21 protein-coding genes are annotated in these 24,685 nt (G+C 46.7%); all 21 read left to right on the forward strand.

Annotated elements, in window-relative coordinates; all coding sequences use genetic code 11:
• Positions 1–352: 352 nt before the first annotated feature.
• The 21 genes from AM1_RS33570 (at position 353) to AM1_RS33670 (ending at position 24,668) form a co-directional block, all read left to right on the forward strand.
• Complete coding sequence (locus AM1_RS33570) at positions 353–775, forward strand: hypothetical protein (RefSeq protein WP_012167841.1); 423 nt, start codon at positions 353–355, stop codon at positions 773–775.
• On the forward strand, positions 759–947 hold the full coding sequence (locus tag AM1_RS42660; protein WP_187152993.1) for a hypothetical protein: 189 nt from the start codon (positions 759–761) through the stop codon (positions 945–947). The genes AM1_RS33570 and AM1_RS42660 overlap by 17 nt, the downstream gene beginning before the upstream one ends.
• A gap of 70 nt (positions 948–1,017) precedes the next feature.
• Positions 1,018–2,340 (forward strand): sigma-70 family RNA polymerase sigma factor, encoded by a 1,323-nt coding sequence (locus AM1_RS33580; RefSeq protein ID WP_012167839.1) that lies wholly within the window; start codon positions 1,018–1,020, stop codon positions 2,338–2,340.
• Positions 2,341–2,577: 237 nt separating this feature from the next.
• Positions 2,578–3,555: a hypothetical protein gene (locus AM1_RS33585; RefSeq protein WP_012167838.1), complete on the forward strand. Its 978-nt coding sequence runs from the start codon at positions 2,578–2,580 to the stop codon at positions 3,553–3,555.
• Positions 3,552–4,463, forward strand: a complete 912-nt coding sequence (locus AM1_RS38075) for a M23 family metallopeptidase (protein ID WP_012167837.1) — start codon at positions 3,552–3,554, stop codon at positions 4,461–4,463. Before AM1_RS33585 ends, AM1_RS38075 begins: the two co-directional genes overlap by 4 nt.
• 34 nt (positions 4,464–4,497) lie before the next feature.
• A complete protein-coding gene (locus AM1_RS41720; protein WP_041661382.1) occupies positions 4,498–4,794 on the forward strand; it encodes a hypothetical protein in 297 nt (98 codons plus the stop codon).
• A gap of 68 nt (positions 4,795–4,862) precedes the next feature.
• The gene (locus AM1_RS33600; RefSeq protein ID WP_041661383.1) at positions 4,863–5,072 is read left to right on the forward strand and encodes a hypothetical protein; all 210 of its coding nucleotides are present in this window, start codon (positions 4,863–4,865) and stop codon (positions 5,070–5,072) included.
• Positions 5,073–5,116: 44 nt separating this feature from the next.
• Positions 5,117–5,596, forward strand: a complete 480-nt coding sequence (locus AM1_RS33605) for a hypothetical protein (protein ID WP_012167833.1) — start codon at positions 5,117–5,119, stop codon at positions 5,594–5,596.
• 12 nt (positions 5,597–5,608) lie between these two features.
• Positions 5,609–8,701 (forward strand): hypothetical protein, encoded by a 3,093-nt coding sequence (locus tag AM1_RS33610; RefSeq protein WP_012167832.1) that lies wholly within the window; start codon positions 5,609–5,611, stop codon positions 8,699–8,701.
• Positions 8,698–9,720 (forward strand): hypothetical protein, encoded by a 1,023-nt coding sequence (locus tag AM1_RS33615; RefSeq protein ID WP_012167831.1) that lies wholly within the window; start codon positions 8,698–8,700, stop codon positions 9,718–9,720. The genes AM1_RS33610 and AM1_RS33615 overlap by 4 nt, the downstream gene beginning before the upstream one ends.
• A complete protein-coding gene (locus AM1_RS33620; protein ID WP_148216076.1) occupies positions 9,717–10,790 on the forward strand; it encodes a hypothetical protein in 1,074 nt (357 codons plus the stop codon). The genes AM1_RS33615 and AM1_RS33620 overlap by 4 nt, the downstream gene beginning before the upstream one ends.
• Positions 10,787–11,506 carry a hypothetical protein gene (locus tag AM1_RS33625; protein WP_012167829.1) on the forward strand — a complete coding sequence of 240 codons (720 nt, stop codon included), beginning with the start codon at positions 10,787–10,789 and terminating at the stop codon, positions 11,504–11,506. The genes AM1_RS33620 and AM1_RS33625 overlap by 4 nt, the downstream gene beginning before the upstream one ends.
• Positions 11,507–11,509: 3 nt before the next feature.
• A complete protein-coding gene (locus tag AM1_RS33630; protein ID WP_012167828.1) occupies positions 11,510–12,949 on the forward strand; it encodes a hypothetical protein in 1,440 nt (479 codons plus the stop codon).
• Entirely contained in the window at positions 12,946–13,368 is a 423-nt protein-coding gene (locus AM1_RS33635) for a hypothetical protein (protein WP_012167827.1), read from the forward strand. Before AM1_RS33630 ends, AM1_RS33635 begins: the two co-directional genes overlap by 4 nt.
• A gap of 464 nt (positions 13,369–13,832) precedes the next feature.
• Positions 13,833–14,288: a hypothetical protein gene (locus tag AM1_RS38080; protein ID WP_012167826.1), complete on the forward strand. Its 456-nt coding sequence runs from the start codon at positions 13,833–13,835 to the stop codon at positions 14,286–14,288.
• Positions 14,289–14,861: 573 nt separating this feature from the next.
• The gene (locus AM1_RS33645) at positions 14,862–15,290 is read left to right on the forward strand and encodes a hypothetical protein (protein ID WP_012167824.1); all 429 of its coding nucleotides are present in this window, start codon (positions 14,862–14,864) and stop codon (positions 15,288–15,290) included.
• A gap of 48 nt (positions 15,291–15,338) precedes the next feature.
• Complete coding sequence (locus tag AM1_RS33650; protein WP_071820028.1) at positions 15,339–17,570, forward strand: tetratricopeptide repeat protein; 2,232 nt, start codon at positions 15,339–15,341, stop codon at positions 17,568–17,570.
• 463 nt (positions 17,571–18,033) lie between these two features.
• Positions 18,034–18,990 carry a hypothetical protein gene (locus AM1_RS44335; RefSeq protein ID WP_012167821.1) on the forward strand — a complete coding sequence of 319 codons (957 nt, stop codon included), beginning with the start codon at positions 18,034–18,036 and terminating at the stop codon, positions 18,988–18,990.
• 867 nt (positions 18,991–19,857) lie between these two features.
• Positions 19,858–22,464 (forward strand): hypothetical protein, encoded by a 2,607-nt coding sequence (locus AM1_RS33660; protein WP_012167819.1) that lies wholly within the window; start codon positions 19,858–19,860, stop codon positions 22,462–22,464.
• A complete protein-coding gene (locus tag AM1_RS33665; RefSeq protein WP_012167818.1) occupies positions 22,461–22,814 on the forward strand; it encodes a hypothetical protein in 354 nt (117 codons plus the stop codon). The genes AM1_RS33660 and AM1_RS33665 overlap by 4 nt, the downstream gene beginning before the upstream one ends.
• Positions 22,815–22,886: 72 nt before the next feature.
• Positions 22,887–24,668: a type IV secretory system conjugative DNA transfer family protein gene (locus tag AM1_RS33670; RefSeq protein WP_012167817.1), complete on the forward strand. Its 1,782-nt coding sequence runs from the start codon at positions 22,887–22,889 to the stop codon at positions 24,666–24,668.
• The last annotated feature ends 17 nt before the right edge of the window (positions 24,669–24,685 follow it).

Below are 24,685 nucleotides of genomic sequence, written 5' to 3' on the forward strand. Positions count from 1 at the left end.
TAGAGTTTGCAGCGCAGCGATTCTTGTTGAAAATACTCGCAATTGTAACCGATTGTATCTTTTGCTTTGACGTGCTTCCTTTGTTGGCGCTAAAGTACACGCAGGTCAATCAATCGACTATTCCTTCACCTAAGTTTTTCAATTAAGTACTTCTACTAGCGCTCAAGAAAACAGCAAAGGTCTAGCCTTTGCTAGAGTTCATTTTAAAAGCCAATCCTAACGGGAATTCCTAGTAAGGTTCCTGCAATGTTTCATATAGTCAGACCCCGATCTACGTTTAAACGACAACCACGGTCTGCCAAGTTGCACCGAGTCAGACCGTGATCTACTCCCCTACAAAGGAGATGATTTCATGCTAACTGTTAATACTCAAAAGGTCACTGCTACTCCAGTGTCTGATCTCACTGCTATGTCTCCAGACGAGGCAACAGAAGTCTATCAGCAGCAGTATCGCGAGACTTATGTTGACCTAGCGATCCAAGCGCAAGAGCATTTGGGGTTGCCAGTATTGAAAACCTTTGGAGAACTCTTTCAATTGGGTTGCACCGATCCAGAACTCAGTAACTCCATAGATCAAGAAATTGCCCACAACCCAATACTCACTGACTGGCCGATGCAGGATTCTGACTGTATCGGCCTAATTTCGCAGGGTCCATACGTCCAGTCTCAAATCAACTTTCATGGTGTTCCAGTGCGGGATGTCATGGAGTACGTCTGCGATCTGTTCCGTGAAACGCCTGAACCTAATGCAGCTCTAGATGATGTCGCAGCATAAGTTTGTGACTTCTCCCGTGGCTGATCAACAAGGCATCCATGTAGACCCTCAACCCAGTTCTGGCAGTACTTACACGGATTTTCTCAATACTCTCCATCTACTGGGAGTGAGTGTCTGTTTCGATGCCTCAAAAAGCAAATTCAACCTTTTGGAGCTGTCCGATAATCGCTAGAACCGGGTATCTCCTCAACCTCTTAAAGCCCCTTCTCATTCACTCCACATCTTCACTCGGAGTAAGAACCATGAACAAAGGCACTGGACTTCGACCACCACCCGACATCATCGCCACTATGGCGCGATACCCTGACCTATCTCCAGAGCGAGAAGCTGAACTGATCATTAAAGCTCAGAACGGGGATTACGAAGCTAGGCAAACCGTGATTTACTCTAATCTTGCCTGGATTTGTTCTAGGGGAGGGCAATTTTCCCGAAAAGGGATAGATGACGGTGAGTTGATCAACGAAGGGTATTGGGGATTAAACCGGGCGATTGATCAATGGGATCCTACCAAAGGTGCCAATTTACGCACCTATAGCGAAAGAAAGATCTATAAGTTTCAATCTGAAGCTATCCGTCAAAAAAATCATATCCGACTGCCCAAATCAACCTATGAGCAGCTTTCTAAGTTGAAGAAAGCAACTGAATCCTTGGGTGAGGATGCCACTGTTGCCCAGCTAGCAGAAGAAACCGAGATTAAAGAGAAGCGAATCAGGAAATTACAAGAGATATCTCAGCCCGTTTCCCTGAATAGTGTCACGGGGGAGCGAGAGAACCTTGAGCTACTGGATCAGCAAGCGGATGATTCCCTAGGAAGCCTAGATCCCGCTCTCTCATCAGAACTATTGGATTTAGTGGACAAGCTACACCCACGCCAGCGGGAAATATTGCACCTGTATCACTGGGAGGAACTGTCTTTTCAAAAGATCAGTGATTATCTGGGTCTACCCGCAAAACAGGTGCGGAAACTCTACAAGAAAGCTTTGGATCTTCTGCGGAAGTTCCTTCAAGGTGAGATTAACGAATTCCCACCTCTCCCCTTGCTAGAATGGCGCAATTTTATCTTTGCCAAATTCTTTCTTGCAACTGGATTATCCCAAATATTCAATATCGTTGTTGCCAAACTAAAACGCCTGAAGCGTCTCCATCGGAATAACCACATTGCAACCGTCCAATCGCAACTGACCGTATCTCAAAGCACTACAGAGGTATTGCCAGCATCAGGTCCTGAATGTGCCATTCAAGCACCAGCAGAACCCTCAACTCAATACTCTGCTTGGTATGAGAGGCTATGGCAATTCGTGAATCGTGATAAACCCACTCATTCACGAGTAAATACTCATCAGATTGATTCAGGAGGATTAAGGGATGGTCCGAAATATCTTGTGGACACTTTTTGGCATGGCCTTAACTGTATTGCTCAATTCCTGGGGTATTGGCCCGGATCGCCTCGCGGAAGTGATCAATACCGATGCCGCAGCGGAGATCGCTGGAGATGTCGGGGACAAACTGAAGGACGTTACTCAAAAAAGAAAGTAATACGGATAGTTGGGAATCCAACTTTTTAGGATGAATTTTGCCCATTAGTAAATAGAGATCCACAGCTAAAAATAGAGTATTTGAACTCGATTAAGCCTTTTTTAAGGGATTCAATATCTCTTGTCTAAGTGACTTATAAAAGGCGCTTAGGGTGGATATTTATTGGATTGTGCTTTAGATTCGTGCGCTTTTCTAGGCTTATTCAATTCTTTTGATTTTTTGACTTTTTGTTGACTGTTGTTCACCGTTTATTCTGAGTAAGTGACATGTACAAACATATTCCTCATGCGATCCCCATCGCTTTATGTCTGGCTGCAGTACCAGGGATTGCCCAGGCTCAAGACTTTCCAACCATTGAAGTTGCTCCAAGGCATGGGCACACTTTTTACTTCAAGAATGAAGAGGCTGTTGTTGTCGAAGCATGGCCTGGAGCCTTTGATGCGTTTGATTTTGGAGAACGGCCAAAGATTCCCAGTGCGAGGTTTATTTTTGTCAATCTCAAGCCAAAAGGCAATATCGATAGCACGACGTTAACCGTGGTCTATCGGGTTGGCACTAAGGAAAAAACAAAGACATTCCTCCTGAAAAAGACCAAAGGTATTCCGAGTCGGTTTAGTACTGCTATTGATGGGGCACCTCCTCTTGCTGCCCAACCGCAGCCCGTTCAACCCATTACGGTTACAAATGTATTTACTCCTCCTCCCAAGCCTGTTAAGCAGATACATAAAGAGAAGAAAGCTAAAAAGCCTAGAAAATTAAAGGTATCCAAAGAATTCAGTAGCCCCTTCTCATCAGGATTTGCGTCATCCAATTCAGTAGCGCAACCTCCCGCTAGTAAAGAGACTCAACAACCTGAACCTGAAGAAACTGAAGAGACTGACGTACCCGATTCAGTTGAGCCAAAGACTGAAGAGAAGGCTGAAACACCCCAGTCTGAACCATTACCCCTGATCCGCGCACCCAAGACGCTCCAGGCCAAAGCGACGATTGAGACGCCGACTGAGAAGCAACTGATCGCGCGCTCTAGTCTGGACAACTTTGGAATTGCCCGCTATCTCCTGCGAGGGTTGTACCAGGCTGAACGGCTGAATCAAATCAACACCCACACACCCCAATTTGGACAAGCTCAAGACACCGCTATCTGGCTCAGACGAGGGCGCAGCATTGAAGAAGCGCTAGAGCTATCGGGCTTACCGCCCGTGACTTTCAATAATCTTTTGGGACATGGAGGCGTGGGTAAATGATCAAGCCTCTAATACTCCTGTCACTCCTTGGGCAGCTCAATGTAGCTCCTTCCATCGGAGAGGGCAACATTGCCCCTGCCATTGGAGAGCAACCCAAGCCCGTTGAAACAGAGCCAGTCGTTACCGAGCTAAAACCTGAACCTGCTGCCGTACAGACAGATGTTCCATTGGAGACAGCCACTGCTCCCCCCGTGCCTATCGATATACCCGTTCCAGAGCCATTAGCAGAAGAATCAGCGGTTCTAGCTCCACCTTTAGAGCAGCCTGAATCCACATTAGAGGATCACCATCAACCCTATGGAGAAATACCTTCGACGCCTCTGCAACCTCCTTATCAGTCCCCTTTACCTACACCAGCACCGCAACCTCAGACATCTGTTCCCCCTAAGCCAAGGCAACAGATTCAGCCCTCTTCCGGTGTTGCCTATCGCCAGCCCACGGCACCCGTGCCCACAACCATTGTAGAAACCATAGGCTATCCCCTGACCTCAACATTTGCCGTTACCAGTGCATTTGGCTGGAGAGAACATCCGGTCCAGGGTAATACCAGTTTCCACGCTGGCATTGACCTAGGTGCACCCCACGGCACCCCCACCTTGACCATGCTCAGTGGACGGGTTATACATGCCGACTGGGAAGGGGGCTATGGAAAATCCGTGGTGATTGAGCATCCCGGTACGGGGCTGAAGACGCGATACGCTCACCTCTCCAAGATTCATGTTCAGCCCGGTCAATGGGTGGATCAGGGGTGGCATATCGGGGATAGCGGGGCAACGGGATTAGTCACAGGCCCCCATGCTCATATCGAAATGATTATGAACGGTCAGCCTGTAGATCCCTGGCCCTATCTGGCTCAGGCCAGCCGTCAAGCCGTTCTTATTAATCGCCTTCACCCGTGGGCTGGGTAAGTTTTTTCGTTTATTCCACTCAGAGGTTCAACTCATGCAATTTCACAACCTAAAATCTCTGCCAACCGCCTTGTCAGAGCAACTAGACAACGATGTAAAGGCAAATCGCAAGCAATATTTAACTCGTTATCTTCCGGTCTCGACAGCACTAGCTGTTGCTTCAGTTCCAATGCATCTGAAAGCAAAGTCTTTTAACTCAACTCATTTAACAGTGGAAAGCGGCTTATTCTTGCTGGCTTCTGCATTAGTAATGCTCCTTTTTATTGGCAATACGGGGGTGATTGCTTTTAGTCTCTGGACGACTCGACCGGGTGTAAAGGCAGAAAAATAACCATTTGCCATCCCGTCTCACCCTGGTCTGGGTAAGTTTCCACCAGTAGCCAATACTTGGAGGCTTCCGTGAAAAACGAAACAGCCCTTAGTCACCGCATTAAACGCCTCACCAACGCTTGTTACTATATGTCGCTCGTGTCTGGGGTCACTATCTACTTCATGTTTGACCGCTTAGATTTGCTTTCAATCCTGCTTAAAAGCGGACTGACCCTAGCAACGGTTTACGTGATTTATCTGCGGAGTGCAGCAGTCAAAGCCAAGCGGTCTAGCCGCTAATTCCCAATCATTCAACACCGCGAAACACACAGAGGATTTTCCCAATGCAACCGATTCAATCGGCTTCCCAAAGCCAACTCAAACGATTTTTCCACGAATACAAATACCTTCTGATCATGATTGCAGGCTTAGCAATTGCCTGCATTGCTGAACCTGCTGCTGCTCAATGCTTAGGTTGGTTATGTGGGCCTAAAAATGCCATCACCAACAATGGGGTCATCAATGGTAATAACAGTGCCACGGTTTTTATCGAATTCATTTTCCTGGCGATCCAAGTTCTAATTCTTGTGGGTCTGGGTGGACTCGCCGTTGTCTTCTTCTTCAAGATGGACCGCGATGAGAACTATGTGAAGCCTCTGGTTGCTCTACTAGTAGCGCTTTTACTTATTTTTGGTACGAACTTTGTTGCGGGCTATATCGTGGGGGATGGCAATAATGCCGGGACGAGTGCGAGTGGGAACAACAATGGTGCGAACACCACCCAAAGCCAACCCGTTCGGGGCGCTACAACGGTGTTCAATTAAGGGGGCTAATCCATGTCAGATGGTGATCGTATTACTTATACCCCCGTTCTGGATAAGAAACCATCCATTTGGATGATCCCTCAAGCCACCTTTATCGTCGGTGGGGTATCCGGGGTTTCCCTACTCGTGCTGTACATGATGCTGGCAACGATCCACCAGGCACCGCCTTGGTGGATTCCGACTGCGTTATGGGTATCGATCTGCTCCGTGTACTGGGCGCTGTTAGGGGATACCCCCTGGAAGGTTCAGGGGCAGCTCCATAGGCGAATGCCAAGAGAGAATAAGCATTCTACGGCTGTACGTCAACCCGTCAACACCCTGAAGCCGAAGCTCAAGACCCGCAGAGTTGGCCCCAAGTCAGCTCGGCGCAAAGTCAAGCCCGCTGAAGAGGATGTTGATATTGCGGCCATCCTGATCTTTGAGATTGACGGTCTAACGGTAGGGGCCGCTCTCTTGCAGCGCAACAACCGTCTACAAGTGGTGTGGTTCTTCTATTCAAACGGGATTCCGTCTTCTACGACCGTCACCCAGGCCCGTGTAATCGGTGAACGGATTCAGGAAGGGTTTCGGGATTTGAGGAATGGGGAACCCCTAACCATGCATATGGGTTCCTTCTCGGATTGCTCCAAACGGGTGGCAGAACTGAACCGTATGGGGGAGGAAGCCCCCCTAGAGGAAAGCACATTCTTGTTGTCGTGGATGCGAAAGCGGGTCAAAGCCCTTAAGCGCTTGGGACGGTACAATCCCAAGTTTTTGCGGTTTTATATCGCCCATGATTTGGGGGCATTTGGACAGCACAAGGACTGGTTTTCCGGTCTGATGCAGACCATTGAGGATCAGGTGCAAACCCTGACGGGTCAAAAGTCTCCTCTGAAGGATCGGTTGCACAGCATGTTGGTGGAAGCCTTTGAAGATTCCTTCTATCAGAATCAGAATTTTTTTAGAACCTGTGGCATCCCCGTCACCCCAGCATCCGCAGATCAAGTCTGGGAATGGATTTACCGTCAGTTTAATGATGATACGGTGCCTCCCATCCCTCAAGTGATTACGATTACACGGGACGGGCTGAAGGCTCAGCAGTATGACCGTAGATCCATCTCCTCCGTGCTGCTCAAGCACTGCCCAGATTACGGCAAAAAATGTGTGTGGCTCCCTGGCCGCAAGAAGTTCGCTGGGGGTGTGATCCTAGAAGGTCGGCCTAACCGTTCCTATGATCCTATCGAGGGGCGGTTAGATCAGCTCCTAGACGCCAGCTCTCCGATTCTGGGAGATAAGAACCAGAAGACGAGCAACAACTCCCTCCATGATTTAGAAATTGTGGTCACCTTTACCGCAGAGCATCAAAAAGGCGTCTTGCAGGAGTCCCAGAAGAAAACTGGGCAGTCTAATCAATCCTTAAGGATGGTGGAAGAGAACAAGCGCTTGGATGGGGGAGCACTCTACAACACCAGGGAATCCCTGGACGCTGAGATGAAGCTACGCGACGGGTGTCATACCACTCGTGTTGGCTTAATGATCATTGCCTATCGGGACAAGAAACGGCAGTTGGACCGGGCACTGGAGAATATTGCAGCTCTACCTATTTTCTCCGGGGGCAAGGTGGTCCGGGAAACGGGCTACTTTGATTCCCTGTTTCTAGAAGCCTTACCGATCACAATGGAATCCTTGCTATCGGGGGATCCAAAGAAGCTCACGGAACGGTTTGATCGGCGGATCCGAGAAACCACCGCTGCTGCCGTGGGCTTGATGCCCTTGATCCTAGACAGTCGTCCTGATCTGCACGGGGTTGAGTTTGTCTCTCGCAGTGGGTCACCCCTGCTCGTGGACCCAATGGGCCGATTCCCCCACAACCACATGATTGTTGTGGCGAGGACTAGAGCGGGTAAGACCGTCCTGGTGATGCAGTTTGCGTCCAATGTACTGGTGCGTCCGAACCATCAGGTGATCATCATTGATGCAGGCCGAGAGGACGGCTCTGGCTCCTACGATGAATTCACGACGTTCATGGATTGCTCTCACTTCAGAGCAGGGGAAGATTCCTACAATATCTTTCAAATCCCGGATCAGGCCCAGCTCTCGGCTGAGAAGTTTGAAAAAGCGTTTATCACCTATCAAAAATTCATCCTGTCCGCCCTGGTTACCCTGACCACCTCCGCTGATGATGCTGCACGGTTAATCAGCTACTACGAGGATATCTTGACGAACTTGATTGCAGCTTTCTTGGCTGATGGGTCCATTCAGGAGAAGTATCAGCAAGCCTACAAGGATGGATTTGGGTCAGAAGCATGGCAGCAAATGCCCTGTCTAACAACCTTTGTAGAGTTTATGAGCCTGTCCCGACTCCCCGCTGAATTGCAGAATGAGGATGCAGAGAAGGCCATCCAGCGCATGAGAATGAGCTTGATTGCTCTGATGCAACGCCAGTCAGGCCAAGCCCTATCCCGTCCCTCCACCTTTAGAACGGATAAGCCCCTGGTGGTCTATGCCTTGGGTGGGGTGCAGAAAAACGCCGATATGGTCCCTGCCCTATTAGCAGCCAGCGCATCCATGCTGGCCCAAACCTTTAGCCGCAAAAAGACCTATGTGGTGGCAGAAGAAGCCACCCACCTGTGGCAATTCCCCAGCTACCGAACAATTGTGACGGAATGGTTCACAGGTAAGGCCAAGAGCGGAGTTTGGGTTTGTTGGGTGGGTCAATCCCTCAAGATTCTCCTCCAGCATAAAGAGGCAAACAGCGTCCTCGAAAACGTGGGTACAACCCTAGTGGGCTGGGTCAAAGAGGCTGCATTGAAGCCCCTGAAAGAGGCAGGCTTAGACCCTGAATTGGTTCAACCGTGTATTGGCTCCGATTTCAACCCTCCCCGAGATTGCAATAACTGTGAATATGCCACGAACTGGCTGATTGAAACGGACGGTAAATACCATGTGGGCCTGAATTACAACGATTTTGCCTCTCTGGGTATCACCATGAACGACCTAGAGAAGGTGATTTTGCGGGAGGAAATCTACAGCCAGATCAACTCCGACAACAAGTATGAGCGGGTGGCAGGCGTTGCTAGCTACCTGGAAGAAACCTCTATCGACAAACAAGGACTTAAGTCATGAGAAACATCATTACTGGACTGACAGCTATCACCCTGATAGCAGCCTCTTCCCTCCCCACCCTCGCCCAGAATGCTGCATCGGGAGAGAGTGATTACTGGCGCACAACCGATGTGGATTACAGCGTCTTTAAGAAGGATCAGCCCATCAACAATAAGGGGCTGTTTGAGGTAGATAAGAAAACGGGTAAACAGACTCAACTGTCTAAGGACTTTCAGAAAGGGGTTGAAATCTACCAGCAGGCTAAGCCCGTGATCGATCTCGTGGGTGGAATTTTTGGCTTGGGGGGTAGCTTGGGTTTTCTCAAGCACATTGACAACAACCTGGAGTATGGCGAGTGGCTATTTGGCAAGGTGCCCAGAGAGCAGCAGGCGCAGGAGCAACAGGCGCAAGGCACAGAGGCCAACGGGGCACCGCTGGGAGATGTCTATGGGGTTGATGGCAAAGTTGACCCGACCAAGGCGCGAGAGCAGGCATTATCGACGATTGAGGCCAATGCGGACATCAAGGCCGATTCTCCCTTTGGGGTGAGTCGCACCATGTACAAGCTCTTGGTGGGTGATCTGGCGGTTACCCGTGCGGCCCGGAAAAACCTTGAGCTGATGTTTGGTGAAGCGGGTCAACAGTTTGCCAAGGAAGCACGAGAGTACTCAGCCAATGTGGTCAAAACGTCAGGGCAGATGGTGGATCAGGCTCTTGAAGCGAAATCTACTCAAGATGTCAATAAAATCCGTGCCCAGATTGCGGCCAACGGACAGCTCCTCGATCAGGTGCAGTTTGCCGAGCAGCAGCAAACCCGCTTCTCGGTGGATCGGGTCAATGATGCGGTCTTGACCCAGTTGGAGCTAAAGCAGCAGGAGAAGTGGGACAAAGAGCAAGATGAAGCCTCAGCCGATATTGGCTTGGCTCAAGTCCGTCAGCTTACTTTCTCGATGCTGCATCCGAGTGGGTCCGAGTCAGGTCCAAGTAACCAAGCAGCCAAAGTTTCAGCTCAACAGAACCCTAGCTTTATTCGAAAATGATGTTTTCTTTAGATGCAATCCTGATTGCTGGGATTAACTTTGATAGCCCTCAAGATATTATCAACAACACCAAAGAGATTTCAGCGGAGATTGATAAGGCTCTGTCAGTGCTGTGGGGCTTTTTGGGGTCGAAGTTGTTTATTGAAATATCCAATGTTGCGGCGATTATTGCAGCGTTAGGCGTGGGCTTCTGGGCCATCAAATGGATTAAGGAGGTTGCCAAATCGGACGAGTTCTTTTATCCAGACAAAATTCCGCAAATGGCCTTTGGCTTGATGTTAGCAGTCTTGTTGGGCGCACCAACCGAGCGGGGCAAGCTCTTGACGGATGTCTTGATTTCCTATGACCGTTTTACAACAAATCTCTCCAATATTGTCCTAGTTGCCGCCCGACCCAACCCTGAAAAGGATCCCGTCGCCAGTGCTCAGGTTTCCCAGGCGGTTCGTGACCGAGCGGCTCAAGATGCCAAGAAGTGCGAGAAGTTGGGTCTATTAACCCAGGCTCGGTTTGATTGTGTAGATGAAGCCATTGAGCGAGTCTCCACCTCCTTAGAACCCTATAAGGAGGAGTGGGCATCGAAACTTCATCGTGAGCTGACTTCTGCACTGGGTCTCTTGAATGACCGTGCTATCGGTGAAGCCGCTAAAGAGAATATCAAAAGGGATTTCACTTTATTTGCCGGGGATGCGCTGAACAAGGTGTTGATTTTCGTTATGTTTGGCCTGACGGTTGCATTTTTGGTCCTACTTAGGGTGGCAAAGCCGTTAATCTCCATTGTGTTTCCCCTCTATATCGGCTTGAGTTATGTGCCCAGCTCGAAACCGCCCGTGCTCTGGGCCATTGGCATGTTGATTGACATCGTGCTCATTGAAATCATTTTCAAAATTTTCTTATCCATGATCGCTCAATTGGCCCTGACGCTCCCCTTGCAGATCGACACGTTGACATTGGGTCTACTGATTGTTTTTGGTGGAATTCCATTCAGCATTATTCTAGGTCGGCGTTTGTCAGATGGTCTGACGGGGGCAGGGGTGAGTGCATTTCCTGGTTTAAGTCGGAGGTTCAGATGAAGGTTAATGTTTTTGATAAAGCTGTCGCTAGTCCTCGGCAGATCCGTCCCAAGGCTGTTTGGTTAGGAATTATCCTGATTATTCTGGCTACTGTAGCCCTATCCTATGGACTGATTAATTTACGAATATCGTCAGTGGAGGGCAGGCTCGATCAGCTAGCCAATCGCCCGATTGTGGTTCAGTTTGGCAAGAATGCAGAACTGGTTAAAGTTGAACCCGTTACCCCTTCTGAGAATGTTGAAGAATTTGTGCAAGAAGTTCTTCCCCCTATGTTCGCCTGGTCTAAGAAGGTTCTCCCTGAAGTCCATCCCACTGGTATTGATCCAGGTCGAGATACGAAGTATGGCAAGCTGCCAACCTTGATTTTCTACTACACCAACGCTCTGGAAATTAGATACAGAAACGTTTTCAGGAAAAATATTGCCAATTACAAGCCTGACAAATTTGAGCAGGGTGAGGCAACGTTACTCAGGATTGAGCGATTGGTGAAACCTCGCCAAACCGAGGAAGGGTGGGAGGTTGATGTGTACGCCGATCTAATCACCCTGGATGTCGATGACGTGGCTTACATGTCTGAACCATTCAACAGCACGATCCACATTAAAGAAATATTACCCCCCAAGCACAATGCATCATTTACCCCCATCGAGGAGGCATTCGTTGCCGTGCTTAAACGAGGGCTGATCATCACACGAATTGCAAAGTTGGAGGCTTAAGCGATGTCCACCGCATTAAACAAATGGCAAGATCTGACGGGTGATGTCGATGATCCGTTGGATGAGATCGTTGAAGAAGCGGATGACGACAGCGATGAGGATTACAGCGTTGTCACCAAGCACACCCTGGCAACGAACCCCATGATTAAGTTGTGCATCTGGGGTGGTGGCATTTTGGTGGTCTTGCTGGGCATTTTTGGCATCTTCTTAGGTGTGACGGCTAATGGTGGCAATACCGCTAATAATCAACAGCAACAGCAACAGGCCGCAGTCCCACCGAACGCTCAGACAGGGCTATCCAAAAGTGACCAAAAGATTGTTGAGGATCTGTTGGAGCGAGAAACCTTTAATCGCCAGCAAAAGCGTCAGCAGGTTCTCAATGGGAAAAAGCAGCAGGGAAAACCAAAAGGGAATCAACGGCCTGCCTCCGTTTCACCGCAAAACACCGTATCTGCTCCACGGGTCATCTATCGGGCAAGGCCCATACAACAGCGCTCTCATGCCTCTTATCAGCAGGATAGGAATAGACAGTTTTTGGTGCAACGTCCGGTTGCAGTTCAACCCATAGAGCAGCCGATTGATGATCCTAATGCTGGATTCTTTACTGCCCCTGTCGCTGCTTCTAGCTCCCCCGCTAGAACGGGCAAGCGCAAGCTGCTGAAGCTTTCCAAATCTGATGAATTTAAGTCGAATAAATCGCCAATAAAACGGTTTACTCCTCCGGTCCAGGTTGCTAGTACTGCTCAGACTATTCCCCAGCCCAGTAAACAGTTTGGAAATCTTTCTGGTAACCTCCAAAATCCATATATGAATCAGATTGTGGCAACGGCTAGCCAAGCGGTGATTCCTGTGGATACGGCCATTAGCGCTCAAGTGGTCAACCGAGTCTCATGGATACCAGAAAATCCAGGTTTAGCAAAGGGGAAGGTCGTGCGCTTAAAGCTTCAGGATGATCTGAAGGATGGCGCAGGGGATGTCGTTGCGAGTCGAGGCACCATTGCCCTTGGTATTGTCACCCAGGCCACAGAGCAAGGGTTGATTTCAGTGAATCTCACCAAGATTGGATCTAAGTTTGTTCAGTCAGGAGCCGTTGAAATCCATCAAGACGGAGATCCGACGATGATTGCCAAACTGGAGACGAAGGGAGGGAATAACGGTTTTATCAAGACGGCTCTGGATATTGGTATTGGTGGGGTCCAGACCTGGGCAAGTAACCTCAATAATCCCACGAGTCAAACCGCGATCAGTAATGGTAATCAGACGTTCCTTTCCACGAACAACAACAATCGCAATAACACTGCTGCATTTGTGGAAGGGGCTACAGGGCGGATTGGGGAACGTCTTAGACAGTCTGTTAATGGCCCAACGCAAACCAAAATTGGTGTGTTTCGGTTTGGCGGTAAAAAAGTACAGCTCTATTTCGTGCGAGAGGTGCGTCTGTGAACCAATTGATAGTTGCGCTGTTATTCCTGGTGAGCTGGTCAACGGTCGCCTCAGCACAGCAAGTGAGAGAGTTGAACCTCAAAGGAACAACCAATATGCGGCCCATTGCCGTTGATCCATCCGGGGTGATTGTCCACCTCAACAATGGCGACAAGATACAGGGTTTGAGTCTCCAGCCACCGAATCAAATTGAGCTGTATCCATTGGATGGTCAGCTCTGCTCTGGAGTGAAACAGTGCCAAGGTCAGGCTCCTTCCATGCTGCAATTGACGAGGGTTAAACCCAAAAATATTAAGGGGAAGATATCAAATTCTGATGGCTCCTCGATGTTGGTGATTGTGACGAACTCTGGAGCCAAGCATGTTCTGTTTGTGGTGCCTACGAGTCGGGCCAAGTATCAAGTCGTCAATATTCAGTAATTTTTTGCAAATGAAGAAATAAAAAGTAAATAACTTATCCATAAAGAATAGAGAACATTAACTTGTTCTAAAGCCGATTAATCAAGATTATTGAGGTAAATATGATATAGTTCGCAAATACTAATAGTGCGATGGTTTTATTGCACCCGTATCCCGATCTAGCCTGAAATTTTAGGGTTCCTAGAAGGATATTCAATGAAAAAACAGTTTTACAGTAATCTTTTACTTGATCTTTGGATTGCCGTTTGTGGTTACGATTACAGGATATTTTTACATTGAATTAAAGCATGTTGGGCCACCGACTCTCGAACAATCACGGGTGCAGTATCCGACATGTGATCAGCGCCAGAGGTTCGTGACGGTCTGTGTGAAAGTAAGCAACTAGTTTAGGTGAATGGTGGCAGCGAAATAAAGCTGGAGTTGAGGACATTTTAGAAGATCAAGATAAGTGGGTACTTGCGTAAATGACATATAGATATAAAGAAGATAAGCCAGAAAATTGGATTGATAGGGAGCATGAACTACCTGAAGATAATACTTTATGGAAGCAATATGAAATCTATATTGATATTTTTAAGTTCTATTTGGACACCACTTGGAAAGTAGTAACTTGGTTTTACGCAATTACTGGTGCAATTCTCGTCTATTATTTCGACCATGCAGATAACAATAATCCTTATCTTAGATATTCTTTAGTGCTACCAGCACTTTTGAGTATTGGATTCTTTATTATTTTTGGAAAAGGTGCTCAAAAAAATAAGAAACTTAATGAATGGCTTGATTATATTCGATCAGAACTAGGTATTCCTGGTAGACCTCATACGGAAATACTTTTAATATTCTTAGAGCAAAGCAGGAACTTATTTGCTGCTGTCTTTTTAGGTTTAACAATTTTATTTGTTTCTAGCTTCTTCTGGTAATCATGTTAGTATGCTACTTCGTTAGATTAATCGAGTTCAAAAGAATCTATCTTGCAGTACTATTGCAAGCTTTTTTTGGAAGCAGATGAGATCCTCATGTTGTATAGCTTTAACAATGTCTATCTTTATCTAAAATTGCTATGTAAGTGATGCTCTGTTTTAGATATTGATTGGACTTTTCTAATCTTTACTAGCATCAATTCCAGTCGTTTTTTCGTATTTGAGGGAGGTATATAGCTTCTGAGTATAATCAACCAAAAGTGTCCAATACATCGCTATTTGCACAGATGTACAAAATTAGTGCTCAGCCTATAAAACGCTGAATCTATTGCTGTTAAGTAGTTTTCGGTAATTCTTTCTCTGATTTTCTATTCAACAGATGTAAATAATTAGATGCATCGATGCCATTAATTTGGGTTGAGCAATGTACAGCATTATTTGCACACCTATCAACGCCAATTGTTAGATCCATGACTCCAGAACGGAATAACTGAATCTCAAATCAAGCTGAAGACTCGTGTAATTTCATGGCTTACCCCAGATAATTTAACGATATCTGCCATAAAAACAGCCATGACTGAATCTGTAACCCTAACAGCCACAGTAATTGCTAATCTTGCCTTTCAAGAATTCCTAAAAACCAGTGCTGGTGAAGCAGCAAAACAGTTCACTGCTGATGCCCTTTCCTTGATGGGGAAACTCCGTCAGAAGATTTGGGATAGGCTACGCGGTAAACATGGCGCAGCAGAACAGGCATTAACCCAGGCAGAGACAGGTGATCAGAAAGCAATTGAAACTGTTGCTACTCTGCTAGATGTGGAAATGCTAGATGAAACTTTTGCTGGAGAACTACGACAGATAGCCCAAGAAATCAATATTCATATCAGCAAGGACAACGACACCCAAGTTCAAAATAACTACGGTGGAACCAACTTCCAAAACAGTATTTCAGGTGGAGAAGTCTATCAAGGCGATAACATCACCATCAATAAGACCATTTGACTAGAGTCGCCTGACCAGGACCGGGCAAAGTTAAATCCTCCTATTGGCATTCCCTCTAACCTTCCCCGAAGTGGGGTTAAGGAGTTTGTTGGTCGTAACCAAAAACTTCAAGACCTCCATGAGCAATTACAAAACAGCCAACGTATTGCAATTACAGCTATAGCTGGGATGGGGGGCATTGGCAAAACAGAGCTGGCATTGCAATACGCCATAGCTCAATTAGAACAGGAGCAATACCCCGGAGGAATTTGTTGGCTAAGAGCCAGGGGCCAAGAGATAGCAACCCAGATAGTGACCTTTGCTCAGACTAAACTGGGTCTTACTTTCCCTGATGGATTAGATGAAAAAGGGCAGGTCGATTATTGTTGGGGACATTGGCGAGAGGGAGATGTACTGGTTGTTCTCGATGATGTAACTGAGTTTGATGCAGTTGAACCCTATCTGCCTCCCTCAGATCCTAAGTTCAAAGTATTGCTGACAACTCGTTTGAACTTAGGCAGCTCTGTGCAGTCACTGTCCATTGAAGAACTAGATGAGGAGAGTGCATTGGCTCTACTTGAAACGCTAGTGGGACCAGACCGGATTCAATCACAATTGGAGGATGCTAAAACCTTATGTGGTTGGGTCGGTAACTTACCGTTAGGACTAGAGCTGTTGGGACGGTTTCTAGCGAGAAAATTAGACTGGTCCTTTGAAAAATTGATTGGGCGTCTTGAGTCCAAGAAATTAGCAGCGAAAGCTCTTATAACCAAAGAATCAGGAATGACGGCTCAGTTAGGGGTAGCTGCTGCATTGGAGTTAAGCTGGGTAGATCTAAGTGAGGCAGAACAAGAACTTGCCTGTTTATTAGGCGTGTTTGCAGTTGCTCCGATTCCTTGGCATCTGGTTGAAGAATGTCTATCTGATCGGGATAAAGACGATCTGGAGGACATTAGGGATGAAGGTTTAAGAGATAAAAATTTACTCAAACGAGTTGAAGAGAGAACCTACCAACTCCATCAAATTGTGAAGGAGTTCTTTCGGATTAAGTTGCAAGAATCTTCTGGTAATGGGGAGTCGCTGAAGCAGTCATTTTGTAAAGCAATGGTGGGAATTGCTCAGGGTATTGGAAACAATCCAACGATTGATGTAATTGCAGGGATGAGTGCCAGCATTCCCCATCTAGAGGAACTTGTCAGACAATGGATAGACATTCTGAGTGATGATGACTTAACCTGGCCCTATGTCGGCATCGGTCGATTTTATGAAGGGCAAGGGAACTATGGATTAGCTCTGCCTTTGTATCAAGAATGCCTGGAACAGACAAAAAAAAGATTCGACAGCGAACACCCCTCTGTCGCTCAAAGCCTCAATAACCTGGCATTACTCTACGACAACCAAGGACGGTACACAGAAGCAGAACCCCTCTATGTCCAAGCCTTGGAGATGAGACAGAATCTCTTGGGTACCGAACACCCCGATGCCGCAACGAGCCTCAATAACCTGGCAGTACTCTACTACGACCAAGGGCGGTACACAGAAGCCGAACCGCTCTATTTGCAAGCCTTGGAGATGAGAAAGAAGCTCTTGGGCAGCGAACACCCCGGTGTCGCTCTTAGCCTCAATAACCTGGCAGCACTCTACACAAACCAAGGGCGGTACACAGAAGCCGAACCGCTCTATTTGCAAGCCTTGGAGATGAGAAAGAAGCTTTTGGGCAGCGAACACCCCGATGTCGCAACTAGCCTCAATAACCTGGCAGCACTCTACACAAACCAAGGGTGGTACACAGAAGCCGAACCCCTCTATTTGCAAGCCTTGGAGATGCAAAAGAAGCTCTTGGGCAGCGAACACCCCGATGTCGCTCAAAGCCTCAATAACCTGGCAGCACTCTACGACAACCAAGGGCGGTACACAGAAGCCGAACCGCTCTATGTGCAAGCCTTGGAGATGAGAAAGAAGCTCTTGGGCAGCGAACACCCCGGTGTCGCTCTTAGCCTCAATAACCTGGCAGCACTCTACACAAACCAAGGGCGGTACACAGAAGCCGAACCGCTCTATGTGCAAGCCTTGGAGATGAGAAAGAAGCTCTTGGGCAGCGAACACCCCGATGTCGCTCAAAGCCTCAATAACCTGGCAGCACTCTACGACAACCAAGGGCGGTACAGCGAGGCAGAACCCCTCTATTTGCAAGCCTTGGAGATTTACCAGAAGCTCTTGGGCGATGAACACCCAAACACAGTTAAAGTTCAGAGTAATTTTGACGATTGCCGCCGAAGAATAAAGGAGTCGAATACTTAGCTATTTGTTGATTAATAGCTTTAGGTGTGCAGTAATTATGTATAATCGGCATTTTTAAATTTATTCAATTGCCAAAAATTGAAACCCAGTAAAATCGTCAATCTGAGCACTAATTTTGTACATCTGTGCAAATAGCGATGTACTGTACAAAAAGCTTTCATGTCCATTATTTCTTTAAACGCACAAGAATGAGCGATTTATAGAATTAGCTGCACAACTTTGAATCGCTACAAACTAAATTCAGAGGCTGATCTGCTGATTTATAGGCAATGATACTCAAGAAGTGGAATTAAAGTTTTAGCTGCACTTTTTCTGAGAAAAAAATAAATTCTTTAAGGAATTAGTTGCATTATTTCTTCCAATCAGTCGATTCTCTATTGGTCTGAATCTCAAATTTCGTTGAAGGGTCGCGTAAATTTATAGCTTTGCCCAGATAATTTAACGATGTCTGCCAAAAAAAGCCATGACTGAACCTATTACCTTGTCAGCCGCAGTAATCGCTAATCTTGCCTTTCAAGAAATCCTAAAATCTAGTGCAGGTGAGGTTACAAAAAAGTTCACTGCTGATGCAATAGCTAAGATGAGCGAGCTTCGTCAAAAGATTTGGGCCAGACTAAGGGGTAAGTCTCAAAAAGTTGATGATGCTTTAAAGAATACTGAGCAAGGAGATTCTTCAGCTCTATCAACTATTGCCAAGAATTTAGATGTAGTGATGGATGAGGACGCTGAGTTTGCATCTCAAGTTCAGGCCATAGCTCAAACTATCAATGCTGGCAAAATTCTTGACCAGAGCAATATGACACAGAATCTTTCAGATAATGCCAAGGGTTGGCAGACCAAAGTGGAAGGGGGAGTGGCGTATATTGGAGAAATTCATCAGCAGTTTACTGGAGATCCAATACTTAAATACGAGCCTCCAACCATCAATTCTATAAGAGGCTTTCATAACGGCATGCAGTCTTTGGTTTTGGAAGACATTGGAAATGTACCCGTTACAATAACTAAGGAAAAACACGAAGGAATTAATGGTGAATGTGATTACACAATTGAATTTGAGATTTTTAATAAAAGTAGAGCGGATCTGAAAATAAAAGCCATACTTGTCGAAGTCTTGTCTGTAGAACCGATTGAATCGATCATTGACTACATACCCTTATGTGGGTTGGGTGAAGCTCGACTGTATTCTTGCCGAGTTGATGGACGACCAGGAATATATCGATCGAACTTGTTAGAAAGTACATTTAGTGGATATATATTTCTTCAGAGCGGTGAGCAAGAAACTATCCAAATTGCTATTAATACCAAGGATGAAGGGAAATACACGCTACGTTCTTTATTGGAATTATCAAGTGTTGATGGACTGAAGACAATATCAGTTGGTGAGTTTAACAATGTACGATTTCTCAAACTTTCGAGATAGGCTCGATCATGAGAATGCTTTAGCGACAAGAATAGAATAAAAACTATAGCGCGCAGGTGCATCAAAGTATCTGTGAAAAATGAAGGTCCAGTTTCACTACTTTCCAGTGCCCATGTGTTTCACAAATGTTCGTGTTCACATGCAAGTAGTTGTCCGCTTCTACTCGGACTTGTCTGAGTGTGGTGGTAAGGTCGCACCTTATGCCGGGAGCAATGTTCTTAAACTAGGCCACCGCGTCTAGTTTGAGAATACAGGATAAACCTGTCGTGGCAGCTACTAAATTGCCCCCGAGCAAGGGGGAACCCTAGAATCTCAAGGCCAACTCAAATTCTGATTTCTTTAGATTGACTTGGTGCATTCCTCAAAACCCTCTATGATTAAAAACTTTGGTGATTAGCCTCTTATCTTTTTGGATGCTTCTTTGCCAAGGTGATTCAATATGATTGTGATCCGCGATTTAATTGCTCAAAGTCATGCCAGGACTAGGCTAATTAGAAGGTGGGTTGCAATGACATTTGAGGGTTGGTAGGGGTTGAAAGTCAGATCGGCTCTAGGCCATCGTCTTTTTCAAAACGTTGCAATGACATTTGAGAGTTAGTTGGGGTTGAAAGAACGTCGGCTTCCCAAATTCTTTTGTAATCCAGTTTTCTAAAAGATTTTTGTGCATGTAAAACTTTAAAACTGGAGGTTTTTATTTTCTTTATCTGCTAACTATTGAAAAAACGCAAATTCGTAAATTTTGCAGCTAATTCCTTAAAGCTGTGCGTTTAAAGAAATAATGGACATTTCAATTTTTTTTAGATCAACCAATTCTGATTCCTAAATTCTGGGTAAGTTTCAACAGACCATCACGCAACTCTGTTGATCATGCCTCGATATCCCAGAAGAATACTCAGCCTACTCCCCGCTGCTGCACTGGCACTGCAATCGTTTCCCGCAGTGGCTCAGATCATCAACCAACAAACCCTAGAAGCAGCCAACCATAACACCCAAACCCAGGAAGAGGGAACGATACCCGGACTCTACTATGACCCATCTGGTGTTGTGGCTCCAACCTTTGCCAATAGTCAAGCCTCAGAGACAGCGGGGAGTATTCGCTTACCCGCAGGTTCCCAAGCTCCTTCATTCCTTAACGGTGCATGGCCCGCGAATGCCAGCTCAGATCAAGTTCTCAAGATCGGTCACCTGAAAGATCATCCGCAGTTTAAGCAGTTTACGGAATTGAATATCAATGAGGTCTTAAAAGCCAGTGGCAAAGACCCTTCAACCGTAACCCTGTCTGAGGTGCCAATCGCATCAACAATGACAGTGGGAGAGTATCTGCAAATTAATCCTGGTGCTGCTGAGCAGTCCTTAGAAGACGCTCCCGCAGTGGTGCAATCTGCATTTGGGTACTACGAGGATGAACCCCTACTGCACGAACCCATTGATCAAACAGACATTGTTTTTATAGAACAGAAAGCATCCAACCCAGAGATATCTGATATCCCCGCTGAAGATTTACTACAGGGAGACTGGGGTGAAGCCTTCACCCAAGAGGAACAGAGTCAGCTATCGAAGACCCTCAGCAAGGTTAATGAACGTCTGCGAAAACTACCCTTAAAACAGCTTATTCCTTTAGCTCAAGGGATTGTCAGTGGCGATTGGGATACAGTCAAAAAGCAGGCCAAAGATCTAGCAATCAAGGAAGGTTCTAAAGTTCTGATCAAAGAGCTGATGAAGAATCCCAAAATCGCCAAAGCTATCAAGGATTTACCCTTGGGAACCTTACCCCTAGATAAGCTGGGATTGGCTGATGCGCCAGGGGTGGGAGAGACAGCGATAAAGGATATCCCAGGTTCTGAAGATAAGACCCTTAATCAAGTCCCTGGTCTTAAAGATGTGCCTCTTGACCAGATTGATTTAGCGTTGGCGTTGAGCTTCACTCGACTGGATTTGCTGGGGCGAATTGACACGACTGATGCTGCCGCAGTGGTCGATAACATCGACTATGTGATCAGTGGTGGGACCAAAGACCAAATTCCAAAACCTGCACCCTGTAAAATCGATGGGAAAGATACCAAGAACTGTCGTCACTTTGAGTTAGATAACGTTGATGGGGGTGGCGAACCCACGAAGTTATCAGGGCAAGCCTGGATTCAAGGGCCTGATCAGATGGTGCCCGGTGGGCAAGGCTGGTTGAGAATTATAGCCAATGGCAAGGAAGTCACGGGGATTAAGCCTTGGGTGGCAGGCAATGTCAAGCTGTACCTGGAAGACATGAGGGAAGGGTCAGGGGATGAGGTGGGATCTGCCCGGTTGTCCACGGCATGGCAGTTTGGCTATTCAGATCCAATTACTGGAAGTCATTACACCCCTCATTTCATCAGGATTCCAACCCCCTGGCGCATTAAAGAAGGTGGAATCATGTTGCTTCTAGCTCGATCTGGGGGCATTCCTGATGCAATCCGTAATCTCCAGCCCAGTCAACAGCAGTTTTGCAGGGAACCTACATTGGTTGCCTCAGCACAAACGAACAATGCCACCGATTCAAATCAGACGACTGGTGGTGCTGATGGCAGCTCACCCCCCCATAGTGAACAACATCATATAAATCAGTATTTGGCCCGCATTGCTTATGGTGAATCTACTGGAGGTACTGATATTGGGCCTCATCCCGATACTGGTGCATATGGTGAGTACCAGTTTATACAGAAGAGTCGAGATACGCTTTATACCAGGACGGGTATTGATGCTTGGTCTGAAAGTAAAGAAGAACGTGATCGTGCTGCATTAGCTTGGATTGATATTTATGGTCAGGAAGTCGGCCATGACATCATCAGCTATATTCGTTCAGGAAATTTTGAGGCTGCTGATTATTTGTTGGGGCGTAATCAGTTCACCAGTCTCCCTGGAGGAGCTGAAGATGTGAAGTGGAATGATCCAGTTGCCCTTGAAGTCTATGGTCCTAATGGCAATGCTCCAGTTACACCTACAGGTGCAAGTGCATCTTCCGGGGTTCCATTCTGTCAACCAACCAATGGCTCAGCTACTTTTGCCCAAGGTCCAGCACCGGAAGCAGGGCAGGTAAATGCAAGTATTTATCAAGCTGCAAGACAAATGTATGGGTTTGATACTTCAAGCGGGCCTGAAGGAGGAAGTCAAGCATGTGCTTGGGCTGTTGATCATGTCCTGGCTAAGGCAGGTATCGAACCGATGCGTACAGATAATGTCTTAAACGTCTTGGATAAGATGAAATCAGGAAGAGGTACTAGAATTAATTCTGGACAAGCTCAACCAGGGGACATTATTCTCTCGAAGGGGTATGACCATATTGGAATATGCATGACGGCTGGTTGCACTGAAGTACTATCAAACTCATCCAGTAAAGCTTCATTCTCTTGGCGATCTGATGGAACTTTCGATGGATGGTATGATCGCTCACGTTTTTTACATGAGGCACCTACGGAAGAAATTTGGAGAATCCAACGATGAGAAAGTTATTATTTGTAACTGCGTTAACTGTCCTAACTATCTTTAGCGGTATTCAAACTGCTCTAGCTAATGAGGAACAGCAGATAGCTAATGCTCTTATTCAGTCACTCCCTAAACCTGCTGAAGTAGAAAAGGTTGTTGTTTCAGGTTCTTATGCCTTAGTTAAGTGGGTAGGTGGCCCTACTGGAGGTATGGCAACTTTGATCAACACCGATAACGGGTGGCAGGTGATGTCGCAAACTACTCGTGGCTGGCCGTCTATCGAAATCTTTGCTAAAGAACGTGGAATGACTATTGAAGAGGCAGAGGAATTACTTGACGCCTATGATCCTAGTTGGCGTCAGTGGTAACGATAAACTTACTAATTTACCTTCAACACTCTCTAATTCTGGGTAATGTTCTGGTAGTTTCCCAAAACTGCCATGAGTCACCATACTGAACAACCTATACAACCCCCTCAGCAACCTAGTCCCCAGATTGACTTTCAGGTGTATGTGCTGGGTGGTCTTTTCCTTGTCATCCTCGTCCTCGTCGCCATCACCAAAGGAGAAATAGGACACAAGAAGCAAAAGCTTGGAGATGCCCGCACGGCAAAAGATAATGAGATGAGGAAGGCTCAACATCTCGCCTATGATGCTCTTGAGAAACGTGAGCGGAACAAGATTACGCTGTGGGCAGGGGAACCTAAAGGGCTGACGATTGATAACGAGAATCGTGAGATATTCATACCCCGCGATCTGAATTCCTGGATCTTCTCCTACCTTGAGGAGCATTTTCTAACCTTTGGTTCTAGTGGTTGCGGTAAGACCTTCTCCCTTATGGCCCCCCTGCAACGAGCCATGATTAAGTTAGGGTTACCCCTGTGTGTTTTCGATGCCAAAGGCCATGAAGAGACCGAGGATCAGGCTTGCCCATCTTCAGAGATTGCGGGCTATGCCAGACTTCATGGCTACAAGGTGAAGATCATCGCTCCTGGCGATAAAGATTCTGATGTCTTTAACATCTTCGACATGATGGAGGCTAAGGATGATAGACCTGCCTACGAAGACAAAGATAACGCCTATGTGATTTCTGATGTTCTCAATGAGAACATGCAGATGAACAATGCAGATTCAGGTGATCAGTTCTTCCCCTTGGCCTCGAAACAACTGATGCAGGCCATGTTTATGTGGGCCAAGATGCTTGATCCAGATGGGGATGAATTAATCCTCGCCTACTATCTCCTCAAGCGGGTGGCTCAAGTTGGTGCGGCTGGGATTGCTGCCTTAGATCTTCCCCCTTATGTTCAAATTGCGTTTGACCAATTTCTCGTCAGTGCGGGAAGTCCTGAGACAGCAGCCAGTATTGCGGGTACAGCTTTGATCTTGTTTGGGCGAATGATTACCCCAGCGACCACAGCAACATTCTGTGGCAAGTCCACGGTGGATTTGAATGTCACTGGCAAGACACTGGTTATCTTCAGATTGAATCCCAAGATGAAAGCTGCTACGGGTCCAATGTTGGCAACCACTATTCAGTGTTTCCTTCTCTCGAACTGCTATACAGCTCGTAAACAACCCTTGGCCTTTTTCTTAGATGAGTTCCAGATGATCAAGATCTGTGAAATTCAAAAGATTCTGACCGTTGCTCGATCCAATGGTGTGAGCCTCCTCTTTGCCACACAGGGAATGAGCTTTATTGAAGAGACTTATGGTGAAAAGAGAGCCATTGGCATTGTGGAAGGGTGTAAAACCCAAGTCCTAGGCCAGCTCAACGGGAACAAAGTCGCTGAATACTACGGTAAGCAGTTGGGCAAATCAGAGGTTGTCACTCGCAGTAAATCAAAATCAACTGGGAAATCCTCGTCAACTTCTAGGAATGATAGTCCTCATGCCAAAGATTTAGTTTCAATGGGTGAATTAATGGGATTGCCCCAAGGCTCCTTCTACGTGCTGAGTCGAGCGATTGGTAATAAGAGGCTGGCTCGTATTCCCATGAGACGGAACTTCGTTATTCCTAAGTGGGAAACGGATGATGCCAAGCGAGGGGTTAAAGAATGGTTCAAATATCGAAAGGTTGCCCGCAAGCGTAGCAAGGCCAAGTCGATGTCAAACGAGGAGATGATCCGGTATCGAGAAATGTCCGTTGCGATATTGCCAGATCCTAAAGATGATGACGACGATGATGGAGGCGATACCTTAGCAAAGGGAATTTCATCACTGTGAATTCTGGGTAATGTTCA

The sequence above is a fragment of the Acaryochloris marina MBIC11017 genome, assembly GCF_000018105.1.
Classification (GTDB): Bacteria; Cyanobacteriota; Cyanobacteriia; order Thermosynechococcales; family Thermosynechococcaceae; genus Acaryochloris; species Acaryochloris marina.

What these genes read in the sequence shown, in the direction of transcription:
- AM1_RS33570 (WP_012167841.1), top strand. Translation starts at nt 353, where the DNA reads ATGCTAACTGTTAATACTCAAAAGGTCACTGCTACTCCAGTGTCTGAT.
- AM1_RS42660 (WP_187152993.1), top strand. Translation starts at nt 759, where the DNA reads ATGATGTCGCAGCATAAGTTTGTGACTTCTCCCGTGGCTGATCAACAA.
- AM1_RS33580 (WP_012167839.1), top strand. Translation starts at nt 1,018, where the DNA reads ATGAACAAAGGCACTGGACTTCGACCACCACCCGACATCATCGCCACT.
- AM1_RS33585 (WP_012167838.1), top strand. Translation starts at nt 2,578, where the DNA reads ATGTACAAACATATTCCTCATGCGATCCCCATCGCTTTATGTCTGGCT.
- AM1_RS38075 (WP_012167837.1), top strand. Translation starts at nt 3,552, where the DNA reads ATGATCAAGCCTCTAATACTCCTGTCACTCCTTGGGCAGCTCAATGTA.
- AM1_RS41720 (WP_041661382.1), top strand. Translation starts at nt 4,498, where the DNA reads ATGCAATTTCACAACCTAAAATCTCTGCCAACCGCCTTGTCAGAGCAA.
- AM1_RS33605 (WP_012167833.1), top strand. Translation starts at nt 5,117, where the DNA reads ATGCAACCGATTCAATCGGCTTCCCAAAGCCAACTCAAACGATTTTTC.
- AM1_RS33610 (WP_012167832.1), top strand. Translation starts at nt 5,609, where the DNA reads ATGTCAGATGGTGATCGTATTACTTATACCCCCGTTCTGGATAAGAAA.
- AM1_RS33615 (WP_012167831.1), top strand. Translation starts at nt 8,698, where the DNA reads ATGAGAAACATCATTACTGGACTGACAGCTATCACCCTGATAGCAGCC.
- AM1_RS33620 (WP_148216076.1), top strand. Translation starts at nt 9,717, where the DNA reads ATGATGTTTTCTTTAGATGCAATCCTGATTGCTGGGATTAACTTTGAT.
- AM1_RS33625 (WP_012167829.1), top strand. Translation starts at nt 10,787, where the DNA reads ATGAAGGTTAATGTTTTTGATAAAGCTGTCGCTAGTCCTCGGCAGATC.
- AM1_RS33630 (WP_012167828.1), top strand. Translation starts at nt 11,510, where the DNA reads ATGTCCACCGCATTAAACAAATGGCAAGATCTGACGGGTGATGTCGAT.
- AM1_RS38080 (WP_012167826.1), top strand. Translation starts at nt 13,833, where the DNA reads ATGACATATAGATATAAAGAAGATAAGCCAGAAAATTGGATTGATAGG.
- AM1_RS33645 (WP_012167824.1), top strand. Translation starts at nt 14,862, where the DNA reads ATGACTGAATCTGTAACCCTAACAGCCACAGTAATTGCTAATCTTGCC.
- AM1_RS44335 (WP_012167821.1), top strand. Translation starts at nt 18,034, where the DNA reads ATGACTGAACCTATTACCTTGTCAGCCGCAGTAATCGCTAATCTTGCC.
- AM1_RS33660 (WP_012167819.1), top strand. Translation starts at nt 19,858, where the DNA reads ATGCCTCGATATCCCAGAAGAATACTCAGCCTACTCCCCGCTGCTGCA.
- AM1_RS33665 (WP_012167818.1), top strand. Translation starts at nt 22,461, where the DNA reads ATGAGAAAGTTATTATTTGTAACTGCGTTAACTGTCCTAACTATCTTT.
- AM1_RS33670 (WP_012167817.1), top strand. Translation starts at nt 22,887, where the DNA reads ATGAGTCACCATACTGAACAACCTATACAACCCCCTCAGCAACCTAGT.